Origin of the sequence: Rhodopseudomonas sp. P1 (assembly GCF_039642825.1) — a bacterium.
In the GTDB taxonomy this organism is placed as follows: domain Bacteria; phylum Pseudomonadota; class Alphaproteobacteria; order Rhizobiales; family Xanthobacteraceae; genus Rhodopseudomonas; species Rhodopseudomonas palustris_H.
Map to the genome: position 1 here is coordinate 3,484,874 of NZ_CP088006.1, position 13,858 is coordinate 3,498,731.

Here is a 13,858-nt window from a genome sequence, read left to right on the forward strand (position 1 = left end):
CAGGATCGGTGCCGATATGTCCATGATTTCCCTTGCCGCCCAACTGACGCGCGCGGCGCGCCGCTTCCCGCAGGCGAACGGGGGCAATATCGCAGTGATCTTCGCCCTGGCGCTGGTGCCGCTGCTCGGCTTCATCGGCATGGCTGTGGACTATTCGCGCGCCAATAACGCCCGCACCTCGCTGCAAAACGCGCTCGATTCGGCCGCCCTGATGCTGTCGCGCGATCTCGGCGTCGGCGCCATCACCCCCGACCAGGTGTCGAGCAAGGCGCAGACTTACTTCAACAGCCTCTACACCAACAAAGAGTCCGGCGCCGTGACCGTGACCGCGACCTATACGGCGAAAGACAGCTCCGGCTCGTCCACCATCGAGATGAGCGGACAAGGCTCCGTCCCAACTCAGTTCATGAAGATCCTCGGCTTCCAAACGCTGGCGATCGGATCGTCGACGACCACGACCTGGGGCGGAACCCGCCTCCGCGTCGCGATGGCGCTCGACGTCACCGGATCGATGGCATCGGCCGGCAAGATGTCAGCCATGAAGACGGCAGCGAAGAATCTGGTCGACAGCCTCCGCGCAACCGCCCAAACCGCCGATGACATCTACATCTCGGTGGTGCCGTTCGCACAGATGGTCAACGTCGGCAGCAGCAATCGGAACGCGAGCTGGATCAGATGGGACCTTTGGGACGAAAGCAACGGCAGCTGTAGCTCTTGGTGGTACTCGACCAAATCCAGCTGCGAAAATGCCGGCCGCACCTGGAACGCGACGAGTCACAACCAGTGGGGCGGCTGCGTGACCGATCGCGATCAGCCTGCTGACACCACAAAGGATGTGCCGACGAGTTTCGCCACTCGATTTCCGGCCGTCGATTACGCCGCCTGCCCCGAGCAACTGCTGGGAATGACGTCGGCCTACTCATTGTCGAATGCGACCACGATCAAGAACAAGATCGACGCACTTTCGCCGAACGGCGGCACCAACCAAGCAATCGGCATGCACTGGGCCTGGATGTCACTGCGCACCGGAGATCCGCTCAACACCCCGGCGAAAGACTCCAACTACAAATACACCGATGCGATCATTCTGCTGTCGGATGGTTTGAACACGATCGACCGCTGGTATGGCAACGGCCGCGATTGGTCGCCTCAGGTCGACGCACGTCAGCGCATCTTGTGCGACAACATCCGCGCCTCCGCGACCAACACCAACCCGGTCCTAATTTACACGATCCAGGTGAACACCGATGGCGACCCAGAGTCGTCGGTACTGAAATACTGCGCAGACAGCGGCAGTTTCTTTTCGACCACGACGTCTAGCGGCATCGGGACCGCTTTCGCCCAGATCGGCTCCTCGCTCTCCAAGCTCCGCGTCGCCAAGTAAGCCGCGGCCGATCCGGCCCGCCCGCTCATCCCGAGCCGGCATCATCCAGCCACCACTCCGAGCCGAGCCCGGGGTGGCGGAATATGCTGCACTGCGACACCAATCCGGCGAATCCTCGGCATCAACGCAACAGATGCTTAACCTTTTCGAAACCGCCCGCTCCTAACCTGAATCCCTAAACATTTGCGCTCGCCACGAAAAGCCGCGTCAATTCAGCCGCTTACCCGATCGATCGGGAGCTGCCGCTGGTGCCGGGCAAGCGAGTGATTCCAACGCTGGATTCCAACGTCACCGGACCGCACGGGCTTAATTTTGCCTCACGGCCCGGTGAATGATGAAAGATCGGACGGGGACGTTCATGCACCGCAATATTTCCTTCAGCTCGCGCGCGCTGCGAGTTTGCGTGCTCGGCTTGGCGACGATCTCAGCCGCGGTGATCTTTACAACCGACACAGCCGACGCCCGGAAGCGGCATCGTCACCATCACGCCCGCCATCACGTCGAGCGCATCAGCTACAACCCCGCCTTCGCCTCGATCATCGTCGACGGCAACACCGGTGCGGTACTCACCGCCACCAACCCCGACAGCCTGCGTCATCCGGCGTCGTTGACCAAGATCATGACGCTGTACCTGCTGTTCGAGAAGCTCGAACAGGGCAAGCTCAGCCTCGACAGCGAGATGGAAGTTTCCGAGCACGCCTCCGAGCAGGCACCGACCAAGCTCGGCTTGCGCCCCGGCTCGACGCTGCGGGTCGAAGACGCCATCAAGGGCCTGGTGACGCGCTCGGCCAACGACGCCGCCGTGGTGATCGCCGAGACCGTCGGCGGCAGCGAGTCCGACTTCGCCAAGCTGATGACCCGCAAGGCGCGGGCGCTCGGCATGTCGCGCACCGTGTACCGTAACGCCTCCGGCCTGCCGAACGACGAGCAGGTCACCACCGCGCGGGACCAGTCGATCCTCGGCCGCGCGATCCAGGACCGCTTCCCGCGCTACTACCGCTACTTTGCGACCTCCGTCTTCAACTATCGCGGCCACGCCATCCGCAATCACAATCGGCTGCTCGGCAATGTCGAAGGCGTCGACGGCATCAAGACCGGCTACACCCGCGCCTCCGGCTTCAACCTCGTCACCTCGATGCACCGCGGCAACCGCTTCCTGGTCGGCGTCGTGCTCGGCGGACGCAGCGGCGGCTCGCGTGACGCCATCATGCGCAACCTGCTGGCCGAGAATCTGGAAAAGGGCGCGACTCGCCGCACCGTTGCCGCCATCAGCGAGCGCTCGCCCGGCTCGGACGAGACCGAGGTCGCCGAGGATACCCGTCCGGCGCCGGCGGTTCAGGTGCAGGGCGCCGTTCAGGTCGCCTCCGCCGCCCCGGAAGCCGCCGTTGTCCCGGTCCCCCGCCCCGCCGCGCCGATGACCCGCTCGGTCGCTGCGCCTGAGCCGAAAGCGGAAGCCAAGCCGGAGCCCGGCCCGTTCAACAGCGGCAGCCTGGAATCCAAGCCGCTGCAGATCATTCCCGGCTCGGCCGAGCCGATGAAGCCGGTCCGGGTCAAGACCGTCCAGGTCAAATCCGCCCCGATCAAGCTCGCTTCCGCCGTCGCCGCCCCTCCCGTCACCAACGCCATCCCGTCGCCCCGCCAGGATCCGGCCGAAACTTCCAACGCCGCGGTCGCCCGTGTCGAAGCCCGCCCCGAAGCGATCCAGCAGCCGGCCGGCCACGGCACCGGCCAGGGCATCCTCGGCGTGCTGCCCGGCAACATGGCGCCGAAGCACTCGCAGGCGATGGCCTATGCCGACCCCGCCCCGGCGGCTCCGACCCCGGCGGCTCCGGCGGTTCAGCAGAACGGCGCGATCAAGACTGTCGCCCACAGCGGCTGGATCATTCAGGTCGGCGCGCTGGAGAGCGAACCGGAAGCCCGCAAGCGCCTCGATGCCGCCCGCGAACGCGCCAGCGGCTTGCTCGGCAAGGCTGATCCGTTCACCGAAACCGTTACCACCCGGGGCGACCGCAAGCTGTATCGCGCCCGCTTTGCCGGACTGGAACGTGATGAAGCCGAAGCGGTGTGCCGCAAGCTGAAGCGCTCCGACATCTCCTGCTTCACCATCAAGAACTGATCTTTCCCAAGATCTCGAACGAGAACGAACGCGGCCGGGCCCTCCCGGCCGCGTTTTTCATTTGGCGTCACAGCGCCGCTGGAGACTTGGCGGAAGATGCGGAGCCCCGCTCTCCCAGGTCATGCCCGGCCTCGAACCCGCACGATCTCGCGCAACGGGAACATGGCGAAACCACTCGTCAAGGATTGATCGATAAAAGTTGAATCAACAGCCACGCCGAAGCGGCGGGCAACCCGAGGCGTCAATTCGGGATCAGGGCACTCGCAGTCTGTAGCGTAAAGTTGCGTTGCTGGAGTTAGCTGCGATGCGTTCGAAGCAAGGTATCCTTGGCCGCGTTTACCCGGGCGGCAAGGTACGTCGACCCCCCTTGGTCGGGATGCAATTTCTTCATGAGGGTGCGGTGGGCGCGTCCGATCTCGTCCGGCCCCGCTCCCGGCTGCAGGCCAAGGATCTCATAGGCTTCCTCGGTCGTCATTTTGCTGCCCGACGCCTGGCTACGCTGCCCCCCTGCCGCATCTCCATGCGCGTTCTGACGCCAAGCGGGAAACCGGCGGTCCAGATAGCTTTCAAGTAGCGCACAGCTCTCGGCATCGAAGCCGGCCAGCATCGCTGCGAGCTGGCCGAGGTCGAATTCGTCGAGCGAGCGGCCGGCATTGGGGCCGGCCAGGATCCGCCCGGTCATCGAACCGCTGTCGTGGTCCAGCACCATTTCCAGATACTGCGACCGCACCGTCGAGGCCTGTCCCCGCGAGCGCCCGCCGAGGCCTCCGAACAACCCGCCGAGATTGCCGAAGCCGGCATTCTGCAGCGGCGTCCAGCCGAGCAGCCCGGCGCCGAACAGGCCGAGCGGGATTGCGACCGCGAGCTCGCCTTTGACGCCAGTAAACAGGGCAGCCGCCAGGGTGACGATCCCGCCGGCAATTTTCAGCGCCCGCGCCAGCACCGCCGGGTTGGCCGACCGGAACATCTGCAGCAGCGTGTAGAGCACGAAAACGGCGATAGCGCCGGCAATCAACGTAGGCATGGCCGGAATATAAGTTGGTCGGGCAGAAAAAGCACCGCCGCCGGATCGCGCGCGGCTATCGCATCTGCCCGAGCAGCAGCGCCGCGCCGCCGCCGCCGCTCGCGGCCAGCCGCTGCAGCGCTTCCCGTCCGCCGGCCGCATACGCAGCCGCGGCGCGCAGCAGTTCACGGAGCTGCGCCGCAGCGCCTGGATCGAAGCGACACCACGCCCCGCCGCTCAGCCGCGCGATCTCGCGAAACGTCTGCTCGGCGACCGGATCGACGCCCTCCTGAAACACGAACACCGGGACGTTGAGCATGCCGAGCTCGCCCGCCTTGGCGCAGAGATCGTCGGCCTGCTCTTCCATGGCGTCGCCGACGAACACGATGGCACGGACCCCGGCGGCGATCGCCTCCTTGCGGGCATCGGCTAGCACGCGGCCGATCTGGGTATGCCCGCCGCGGCAATCGATCTTGCCCATCAGCCGCGCCAGCTCGGCGCTCGATGAGATCCAGGTCGAGGCCCGGCATTCGTTGAGACCGCGGTAGTACACCAGGCGAATATCGAGACTGCCGATCGCCTCTGCCTCACGGAACATGTCGGCCTGCAGCGCGCAGGCCATGTCCCAGGTCGGCTGCCGGCTCATCGTGGCATCGAGTGCGAACACCAGGCGGCCGCGGGCCCCAGCGGCATTCGGTGCCATCGCGCGCGCCTTCGCGACGAAGGCGGCAATCTCCGCGGACGACGACGGCGCAGGCGTCGCCGTGCCGTTGTCGCGGACGGTTGTCTGGGGTGGAATTGAGGTCGGCTCGCGGGACATCAGGGCTCGCTCTGGAACAGCGAGACCTATGTGGAGACGGCGGGATGAGGCGTCAACGCCCGCCAGCGGTGGCTTCCCTATTTGGCCGAGGCCACCGCGCTCGGGCCGCGCGGCACCGGCTTCGGCTTGATCGATGCGGTGCCATCGTCGAGGAAGCGATCGAGCGACTCCGCAATCGCATTCTTGACGCTCGTCGGCCCGCGATCGCTCATCTCGGTGTGCTGAAACTGGGTGTTGACCACCGTGATGCCGGCCTTGTCGCAGACCTCCTGCGCCGGCACCACGCCGGGGTCAGTCTTGAACACCGGGTCTTCGGACCGGAACGTCAACGTCTTGAATTTGCCGTCGATCATGAACGGCACCCGCAGGTTATCCAGTGTCACCACCCGCCGGATCAGCTCGGGATGCAGATGGGCGTAGTACATCGAAATATCGCCGCCGTTGGAATGCCCGACCATGGTGAGGTGGCGATAATCGGCATTCGGCAGAACGGTCTTCAGCTGTGCGACAGCGAAATCGATATTGGCGACGCCTTTCTCATACACAGGCAGTCGGCCGACGTAAGGCTCGCCGACTTTTGTCACCAGCGGCCCGTCAATCGGCAGATCGTGCTGAATGCTGATCGCCAGATAACCGCGAGCGGCGAACAGATTGGCGAGGAACGAGTACTCGGTGAATTTCACGGTGTTACCGTGATTGAGCACCGCAACCGGGAGCTCTGCGAGGCCGCCTTCGGCCTGCATCTCCTTGTCACGGCGAACTGCGATGTCGATCTCGACCGGTCGCTGACGCGAAGCATCGTAGAACGTCAGCGTCTGATGCCGGATCGCCCATTTCGAGGCGGTGAAGTAAGCGACGGCCGAGACGAGGCACAGCGCCAGCAGAACTGTGATTCCGCGGGTCATCATCCATCCTGAGTCGATCAGCAGCCCCATGCCCAGGATGATCGACCATACGACTATAAATCACAGTCATATGACAGGAAGATCAAAGATTAGCGGATCTGCGCCCCCTCCTTGTGCAACTGCACAAAGCCGCGGCCGATCGGAATAGTTTTCGCCGTTCAACGGGTTGTACGAATTCGAAATTTCTCAGGAGGGTGCGGCAGCGACATCGGATGACTGCGCACGCCGCTTTGATGTCCGACCAAAGAATGAAGAAGATTGGGTAAAATTTGAACTACACGCCGACGATGTCGTGCAGTTCGAGCGGCGTCCCGGCCTGAGCGAACCACTCGGCGCGGTTGGCGGCACGGCGGCGACCGCGCTCGTCGAGCGGCAGCTTCAGCCGCCGCAGCAGATCAGTGACCTCCTCGCGCGCGGTGACGTGCCCCATGCTCGGACGCGTACCGAGCGTCGCGGCATCGAGGTTGTCGAGCGCCGTCAGGCCGCGCGGAAAGAACTCGCGATACACCACCCGTTCGGCAAAGCCATCGAGCGGCCGAAAGCCGATCCGCATCGCCAGCTCTTTCAGGCCGGCGGCGACCATCTGGTTATTTCGCGATCCGATCGTCGACAGACGATTCCGCACCACGATCCAGTCAGTGTCCGAGCCGTCGAGCTGGCGGCGCCGGCGCCGCGCATCGATCACCATCTCCGCGTAGTGACTCGTACCGGTGACTTCGAAGGTCGTTGGGTCGACACCGCCGAGAACATCGAAATCGAGAAAGCTGTCGTTGATCGGCGTGACCAGCGTATCGGCCATCGAATGCGCCAGCCGCATCAGATAACTATCCGAGCCCGGTGTATCGATCACGATGAAGTCGTGATCGTGTTCGACGGCTGCGACGGCGTCGGCGAATTGCTGAAACTCAGCCGCTTCATTGTCGGCGACCTGCATGGTCTCGCCGAGGGTCAGGCAGCAATGGTCCGGCAGTTCGAGATCGAGCTGCGCGTGCTGCGACCAAGCCTGGCGATTGGCGATGTAGCGGGTGAAGCTGCGCTGCCGGCAATCGAGATCGATCGTCGCGACCCGCTGACCAGCCTTCAGCAGCGCCACCGCGATGTGCAGCGCCAGCGTCGATTTTCCGGAGCCGCCCTTCTCGTTGCCGAGCACGATCACGCGCGCCGAGCCGGACTGACTTTCGGGGGCCTCAATCAGCATCGATCTCCCTTTCGTCGCCGATCTTCAAATCGGCCATGTCGAGGGTCAAGCAAATTGCGTAAGACGGGCCGCGACGGAAGCGGCTTCGCGCTTCATCATGAATCCGCGGCGCGCCTGATGGTCACGATCAAGCTTAACGTGCTGCCTCCGCAGCAGGCCGCCCTGGTGGCGGTCAGCGCCGCGGCTTGATAAGATCGGATTCCTTTCCGCCGCCGCCTGGAGCGGCTTGTCTCCGCTGACCGCGATCGAGCCTTCGATGTCCCGTCCTCCCGTTGTCGCCCGCACTCTCCCCGCCCTTCGTCGCGCGCTCGCCGAGCTGCGCAAGCGTAACGCCAGCGTGGCGTTGGTGCCGACCATGGGGGCGTTGCACGACGGGCACCTGTCGCTGGTTCGCCTGGCAAAGCGGCGCGCCGACAAGGTGGTCGTCTCAGTGTTCGTGAACCCGACGCAGTTCGCCCCGCACGAGGACTTCGGCTCGTATCCGCGAACCTTCAAGGCTGATGCCTCCAAGCTCGCGGGCGAGAACGTCGACCTGATCTGGAACCCCGATGTCAAGGTGATGTACCCGGACGGCTTCGCCTCCAAGATCTCCACCGAAGGCCCCGCCGTCGCCGGCCTTGAAGACCGCTTCCGCCCGCACTTCTTCGGCGGCGTCACCACCGTGGTCGGCAAGCTGTTCATCCAGTGCCGGCCGGACGTCGCGATCTTCGGCTCGAAGGACTTCCAGCAGCTCCGCGTGGTGACGCGGATGGCCGCCGATCTCGACCTCGGCGTCAAGGTGATCGGCGCACCGACGGTTCGCGAGCGCGACGGCCTCGCGATGTCGTCCCGTAACGTCTACCTGTCGGCTGAGGAGCGCGCGGTTGCGCCGACGCTGTATCGGGCGATGAAAGAGGTCGCGAAGCGGATCAAGGCGGGCAAGAGCATCGAGTCGTCGCTGACTGCGGGCGCCGAGTTGATCACCGAAGCCGGCTTCGTGCTCGACTACCTGGAGGCGCGCCACGCCGAGACGCTGGCGCCGATCAAATCCGCCAAGGAAGGTCCGATCCGGCTGCTGGTCGCTGCCAAGCTCGGCAAGACCCGGCTGATCGATAATATCGCGGTGTAAGGCACAGGGGCCCTACGCCTACAGCAGCCCGAGTTCGCGCAGCTCGCGGCGCATCGCTTCCGGCATCGCCGCGATCCCCTCGGCGGCCTTGCCGAGGTCCGCCGGCGCGTCCGCTGCGGTGAGATAGCGCCAGCCCTGGAACGGCCGCATCGGCCGCGGGCTGACCGGGAGCACCTCCGGCTCCAGCACCAGACGGCAGCGGCTGATGCCGTCGCCATCGCGAAACGGCTCGATCGCGATCAGCTTTTCACGCGCCGCGATCTCACCGCGGATCACCCAATACAGCGAGCCGCCGTCGAGCAGCTCCGCATCGCGCTTCGGCACCATGCGGGTGATGTGGATATGCCGCCCACCCGATCTGGCGCGCTCCGCCACCCGCTCGGTCAGATCCTTCACCGACTCGCAGCCCACCGCGAGCTTGATCAAATGCAGAGCCATCGAGGTCGTCTGTCTCGCTTCCTGAAGAATGCCGCCGCTCAGTTTTCCGCGGGAGCCTCTTCCGGCGCAAGCTGGACCGGCGCAGGCGGCTTCGGTTTCGGTGGAGCGGGCGGCCTCTTGGCGGGCGGAGGATTGGCGGCAGCCGCACCGGCAGCATTGTGGGTGGCCGACGCCTGGGCCGCAGCCGGCGGCGCCGGGGGCTTCTTGGCCGCCGGGGCGCTCTTGGCGTTGGTGGCGGCAGCCGCCGCCGGCTTGGCCGGCGCGGGCTCCGTCATGATACTGACGGGCGGAATTGAGGCCGAGGTTGGGAAGTCGATATCGGTCGGCTTGCCGCTCGGCGCTTCGGTGACGCCGGCGAGCGCCGGCGTGGCGCCCGGCACCGGGAGCGCAGCCCCAGCAGGAGCCGCCGGGACCTGCCCTGCGCCCGCCGCGGTCATCGGCAGGCCGCCCCAGCTCGGGGCGTAACGGGTCAGGGTGGTCTCGTAGAGATGGTCGCCGATATTCGCCGCAATCCGGCTGGAATCGGTGAGCGACCGGAATGCCGCGCAGTCGGTCGGCTGGCAGCGGTCCTGCGACGACAGCACATAGGCAATCAGGCCATAGCGGTCGCGCTCGATCGCGCGGCGCAGCCGGGCCAGCTCCGGCGTCATCTGCTTGTCGGCGGCGGCGACGTCACCGAGGGCGGTGAGCCGTGCCAGCCGGGCCGACGCATAGGACACCGCGGCCGCGACGGTCTCGGGCGAACTGAACAGCGCCTTCTCGCAGGCTGCCAGAACCATATCGCCGGCCAGGTCGTCGACGCAGGCCAGTGCCGGCATCGCCTTGGCGATCGGATCGCGCGCCTCCCCCGCGGCTTGTCCACCCCCCGAGCTGCCAAAGCCCCGAAATGCCGAATAGCCCGCCAGCCCGATCGCCCCGATCGTGATCGCCACCAGCGCGCCGTTAGCGACCGACTTGTCAGCCCGCAGCAACGTGACCAGCACCAACAGCGCCACGAATGCCGCAACCGCGACGGTGGCCCACATCGGAAAATTTGGTGAATGCAGAATCTGGTCGAGCCAAGTCGACCAAGCAGCCCAATCCATGCGCGTTGTCCCCTGAGCGCCGATCCGGCGAGTCAACACCGGCTTTACGACCAAAATGGGCGCAAGACTTGGCCAAACGCGGCCCCGAGATCGCTGTCCCCTGCCCCCGGAGGGACGTCAGGACAGCGATGATGATCTCAGAGGCTGTTATGTCTTTGGAAGAAAGACGATGCGGGGCTCAGCAGATGCTGAGCTGGCTCTCCTTGGCGACTCGTTCGAACGCCTCGGAGATATTCTTGATACGGTACTGGCAATCAGACCCATCGGTCGGGAGCAGACGGACGATTTCGTACATGCCGCTGGCTGCCGGACGGGCAACGTTGCTGGCGGTAAAATAGACGGATTCACCTACCACGAACTTGTGCTTCAACGCTCAACTCCTGCGCCACTTGAATACCGATCCGATCCCTGTTGCCGGGTGTGATCGGCTCCCCCCAAACCCCGCGCGCTTATAGCACGCAAGACGCTCTCCTGGCCAGTGAATCACGCATGGCTGGCGCCCCGATTTTGCTTGTTTTTCAGCGATCTAGGCGCCCGAAGGCCGGGAACCGAGGGGGCTTGGGAATGAATCCCCTTCCGCAGCTCAATCGGTCTCGAATTTGTCGATGATCCAGGTCTCGGCCAGGGCCGCCTGAGTCCATTCCTGGAATGCCGGCAGCGCCATCATCACCTCCATGTAGCCCTGCGCGATCGGGTCGAGCTCGACCGCATAGGTGCGAAACCGGTGCACCACGGGCGCGAACATCGCGTCGACGCCGCTGAAGCGGCCGAACAGATACGGCCCGAAACGGCCGTAGCGGTTGCGGCAGTCGGTCCAGATCTCCTGGACCCGGGCGATGTCGGCGCGCGCCGCATCCGACAGCGGCTTGGCACCGACCGGCCGATGGATGTTCATACCGCACTCGTTGCGCAGCGCGGCGAAGCCGGAGTGCATTTCGGCCGCCACCGACCGTGCGTGAGCCCGCGCGGCGACATCGTCGGGCCAGAGCTGGGCCTTGGGAAAGCGCTCGGCGGCGTATTCGATGATCGCCAGGGAATCCCAGATCGTGACGTCACCGTCGACCAGCACCGGCACCTTGCCGGCGGGCGTGAAGGCGAGGATGCGGCGCTTGTCGGCGTCGCCGGTGTAGAGCGGGATCACCACCTCATCGAATGTGACGCCGGTGGCCTTCAGCGCGATCCACGGCCGCATCGACCATGACGAGTAGTTCTTGTTGCCGATCACCAGCGTCCGCGCCATGGCCGAAAACTCCCTTCATCCCCGCAGCGATGCGTCCCTCGGCAATCAATCCACGGCCGCTGCGACTGTCAATCGGTCGAGGTTGCGGCGCGCCGGCCGTTGCGGCACTGCATTGCCATGACCCCTCACGATTCGGCGCCTGCCCCCGCCTCGCCTGTCTCCGCCCTCGAAGACGACATCCTCGCCGTGCTGAACAAAGCCGGCCACGGCACGCTCAGCGCGCCGGAGATCGCTCATGCGCTTCGCCCCGAAGGTGACTGGCACGGCCTGCTGATGCCGATCCGGCGCGCCGCCGTGGCGCTGGCGCTGGACGGCCGGCTGGTGATCTACCGCAAGGGCAAGCCGGCGGACCCGAACGACTTCCGCGGCGTGTACCGGCTCGGCCTGCCGCGCCACGACTGAGTGCGCTTACGGCGCCGGCAGCAGCGACGTGGTTTTGCCGCCGAGCCGATAGGCGAGCAGCCCCGCCCATTCATGCACGGCGACGTCGGTGCGTGCGAGCCCCGCCGCCAGTGTCGAGAACGTGCGGGCCGCATCCTCGCTGCCGCGCGTTCGCCAATCGACCGGATACGGCACGACGTCGAATCCGGCAGCGCGGAATGCGATGATCGACCGCGGCATATGAAACGCCGACGTCACCAGCAGCCAGAGTTCGCCGGGCTTCGGTGCCACCAGAGCACGCGTATAGGCGGCGTTCTCGGCGGTCGTCCGCGACTTGTCCTCCAGCACCACGCGATCCGACGCCAGACCGAACCGCTCCAGCAGTTCGCCGGCGAGCGGCGCTTCGGCGACCGAGCGCTGGATCAGATTGCCGCTGCCGCCGCTGTAGACGATCCGCGCCTTCGGATAGCGCCGCGCCAGATCGAGCGTAGCGAGGACGCGTTCGGCCGAGGCGTCGAGTTCGAGGGTGTTGCGAGCCGCGCTGAGTTCGGAATCGATCGCTCCGCCGAGCACGATGATGCCATCCGGCGCACGCCCGGCCTCGTGCCAGGGCGGAAACCGCTCCGACAGCGATAGCAGCAGCACGTTGCCGAGCGGCGAGTAACCGGCGATCAGCAGCAGCGCGACGCCGCCGATCAAGAGCGCCCGCCCGGCCCGCCACCACCGCGTCAGCATGAGCACCAGGCCCGCCACACAGATCATCGCGATCGTGTTGGACGGATGGACGAAGAAGCCGAGGATCTTGGAGAGCAGGAAGAACATCGGTCACCGGCACGCTGAAGGTCGTCTCTTTCGACGTGCGTTATTCCGGAAGCGAGGTCAACGGCGGGTAGCGCTCAGTCCCACACCGGGGCGGTCGCCATCGTGGTGAGCCGTCCCTTCGAACTGCCGAGGGTGAAGATCTCCTGCATTTCGGCTTCTGACAATTCGAAGTCGAATACGTCGATGTTCTGCGCCAGCCGCTCGAGCCGCGAACTGCGCGGAATTGCCGCGACGTTCTGCTGGATCAGCCAGCGCAGGCAGACCTGCGCCGCGGTCTTGCCGTGCACGGTGCCGATCATGGTGAGAACTTCGCTCTTCTTGGCGTTGCCGCGGGCGATCGGGCTGTAGGCGACCAGCGCCATGCCGTACAGCGCGCAGGCGGCAAGCACTTTCTGCTGCTCGAGAAACGGGTGGTACTCGACCTGATTGCACACCAGCGGCGCAGGACAGACCGCGACCGCCTCCGCGAGCAGCGCGACCGTGAAATTCGAAACGCCGATGTGCCGCGTCAGGCCAAGCGCGCGGGCCTGCGCCAGAGCGCCGAGGGTTTCCGCCAGCGGCACATGCGCGTTCGGCCAGTGCAGCAGCAAGAGATCGACCTCGGACAGCCGCAGCTTGACCAGGCTCTCCTTGGCCGAGCGAATGAGGTCATTGGGCGCGAAATGCGTGGTCCAGACCTTGGTGGTGACGAACAGCTGATCGCGGCGGATGTGGGAGTTGCGAATGCCCTCACCGACCTCGCGCTCGTTGTCGTAGATCTGGGCGGTGTCGATATGGCGATAGCCGAGGCGGAGCGCCTGCTCGACGATGCGCGCGCAGCTATGGCCGCTCAGTTCCCAGGTCCCGAGCCCGATTGGGGGAATCTTCGCCCCATGGGCTTCGACGAAGTGCGCGTCGGCGGTCTGCATGACGATCGTCCCGCATTTTGGGTACGCAGACTGATCAGAAGTAGTATGAACCGATCAGCACTCGCTGCCAATCGCTGGCGCTGCGACGAGCTTACTAATTTCTTCCCGCCGACCGGCCAAAGCCGCAAACACCACATCGGGCGTATGGGCGATCACGGTCAGCAGCGCACGCGCAGGTCCCCGTGGGCTGCGCTTGCCCTGCTCCCAGTTTCGGATGGTCTCGACCGGCACACCGAGCCGCGCGGCGAACTCGATCTGGGTCAGGCCGGCGCGCAGCCGCAGGTCGCGCACCTTCGGCTCGGGGTCTGATCCGCGTCCCGTGGATTCGGCCACTCTGGGCGCGAGCGGAAATTCGGCGCCGTCGCGCAGTTCGACGATCCGCCCGTCCGCTTTCAGCCGCAGCCGCTGTATCTGGGTCATGGACGGAATCGTCCGCCAACAGCGTTAACA

The 13,858-nt window shown here is 65.5% G+C and carries 16 protein-coding genes; 5 read left to right on the top strand and 11 right to left on the bottom strand.

Annotated features, from left to right (window positions below; genetic code table 11):
- Nucleotides 1-16 precede the first annotated feature (16 nt).
- A complete protein-coding gene (locus LRC39_RS16140; protein ID WP_346294948.1) occupies nucleotides 17-1,384 on the top strand; it encodes a TadE/TadG family type IV pilus assembly protein in 1,368 nt (455 codons plus the stop codon).
- Nucleotides 1,385-1,742: 358 nt separating this feature from the next.
- Nucleotides 1,743-3,500, top strand: coding sequence for a serine hydrolase (locus LRC39_RS16145; protein ID WP_346294949.1), 1,758 nt, complete (start codon nucleotides 1,743-1,745; stop codon nucleotides 3,498-3,500).
- 295 nt (nucleotides 3,501-3,795) lie between these two features.
- Here LRC39_RS16145 and LRC39_RS16150 read toward each other — a convergent pair whose 3' ends face one another.
- The 4 genes from LRC39_RS16150 to LRC39_RS16165 all read right to left on the bottom strand — a co-directional run bounded on the left by LRC39_RS16150 (nucleotide 3,796) and on the right by LRC39_RS16165 (nucleotide 7,426).
- Nucleotides 3,796-4,524 (bottom strand): DnaJ domain-containing protein, encoded by a 729-nt coding sequence (locus LRC39_RS16150; RefSeq protein ID WP_107345003.1) that lies wholly within the window; start codon nucleotides 4,522-4,524, stop codon nucleotides 3,796-3,798.
- Nucleotides 4,525-4,579: 55 nt separating this feature from the next.
- Complete coding sequence (locus LRC39_RS16155; protein ID WP_346294950.1) at nucleotides 4,580-5,323, bottom strand: VWA domain-containing protein; 744 nt, start codon at nucleotides 5,321-5,323, stop codon at nucleotides 4,580-4,582.
- Nucleotides 5,324-5,400: 77 nt separating this feature from the next.
- Nucleotides 5,401-6,228, bottom strand: a complete 828-nt coding sequence (locus LRC39_RS16160) for an alpha/beta fold hydrolase (RefSeq protein WP_346294951.1) — start codon at nucleotides 6,226-6,228, stop codon at nucleotides 5,401-5,403.
- A gap of 274 nt (nucleotides 6,229-6,502) precedes the next feature.
- The gene (locus LRC39_RS16165; protein WP_346294952.1) at nucleotides 6,503-7,426 is read right to left on the bottom strand and encodes a division plane positioning ATPase MipZ; all 924 of its coding nucleotides are present in this window, start codon (nucleotides 7,424-7,426) and stop codon (nucleotides 6,503-6,505) included.
- A 54-nt stretch (nucleotides 7,427-7,480) separates the two neighbouring features.
- Here LRC39_RS16165 and LRC39_RS16170 point away from each other — a divergent pair, with 54 nt between their 5' ends.
- Together LRC39_RS16170 and panC are read left to right on the top strand one after the other, a co-directional pair.
- Nucleotides 7,481-7,615 (top strand): hypothetical protein, encoded by a 135-nt coding sequence (locus LRC39_RS16170; protein WP_346294953.1) that lies wholly within the window; start codon nucleotides 7,481-7,483, stop codon nucleotides 7,613-7,615.
- A 67-nt stretch (nucleotides 7,616-7,682) separates the two neighbouring features.
- Nucleotides 7,683-8,534 carry a pantoate--beta-alanine ligase gene (panC, locus tag LRC39_RS16175; protein ID WP_264052611.1) on the top strand — a complete coding sequence of 284 codons (852 nt, stop codon included), beginning with the start codon at nucleotides 7,683-7,685 and terminating at the stop codon, nucleotides 8,532-8,534.
- 18 nt (nucleotides 8,535-8,552) lie between these two features.
- Here the strand turns inward: panC and LRC39_RS16180 are convergent, their stop codons facing one another.
- The 4 genes from LRC39_RS16180 to LRC39_RS16195 form a co-directional block, all read right to left on the bottom strand.
- Nucleotides 8,553-8,972, bottom strand: coding sequence for a DUF1489 family protein (locus LRC39_RS16180; RefSeq protein WP_264052612.1), 420 nt, complete (start codon nucleotides 8,970-8,972; stop codon nucleotides 8,553-8,555).
- Nucleotides 8,973-9,010: 38 nt separating this feature from the next.
- Nucleotides 9,011-10,057: a hypothetical protein gene (locus LRC39_RS16185; protein WP_264052614.1), complete on the bottom strand. Its 1,047-nt coding sequence runs from the start codon at nucleotides 10,055-10,057 to the stop codon at nucleotides 9,011-9,013.
- A 178-nt stretch (nucleotides 10,058-10,235) separates the two neighbouring features.
- A complete protein-coding gene (locus tag LRC39_RS16190; protein WP_107345008.1) occupies nucleotides 10,236-10,427 on the bottom strand; it encodes a hypothetical protein in 192 nt (63 codons plus the stop codon).
- Nucleotides 10,428-10,640: 213 nt separating this feature from the next.
- Nucleotides 10,641-11,297, bottom strand: a complete 657-nt coding sequence (locus LRC39_RS16195) for a glutathione S-transferase family protein (RefSeq protein WP_264052615.1) — start codon at nucleotides 11,295-11,297, stop codon at nucleotides 10,641-10,643.
- A gap of 117 nt (nucleotides 11,298-11,414) precedes the next feature.
- Here LRC39_RS16195 and LRC39_RS16200 point away from each other — a divergent pair, with 117 nt between their 5' ends.
- Nucleotides 11,415-11,699, top strand: coding sequence for a DUF3253 domain-containing protein (locus LRC39_RS16200; RefSeq protein ID WP_107345010.1), 285 nt, complete (start codon nucleotides 11,415-11,417; stop codon nucleotides 11,697-11,699).
- A 6-nt stretch (nucleotides 11,700-11,705) separates the two neighbouring features.
- On the opposite strand, the gene LRC39_RS16205 is transcribed toward LRC39_RS16200, so the two are convergent.
- From LRC39_RS16205 to LRC39_RS16215, 3 genes are all read right to left on the bottom strand, one after another.
- Nucleotides 11,706-12,500 (bottom strand): YdcF family protein, encoded by a 795-nt coding sequence (locus LRC39_RS16205; protein WP_346294954.1) that lies wholly within the window; start codon nucleotides 12,498-12,500, stop codon nucleotides 11,706-11,708.
- Nucleotides 12,501-12,574: 74 nt separating this feature from the next.
- Nucleotides 12,575-13,408 carry an aldo/keto reductase gene (locus LRC39_RS16210; RefSeq protein WP_346294955.1) on the bottom strand — a complete coding sequence of 278 codons (834 nt, stop codon included), beginning with the start codon at nucleotides 13,406-13,408 and terminating at the stop codon, nucleotides 12,575-12,577.
- A gap of 54 nt (nucleotides 13,409-13,462) precedes the next feature.
- Nucleotides 13,463-13,819 carry a helix-turn-helix domain-containing protein gene (locus LRC39_RS16215; protein ID WP_346297518.1) on the bottom strand — a complete coding sequence of 119 codons (357 nt, stop codon included), beginning with the start codon at nucleotides 13,817-13,819 and terminating at the stop codon, nucleotides 13,463-13,465.
- Between the last annotated feature and the right edge of the window lie 39 nt (nucleotides 13,820-13,858).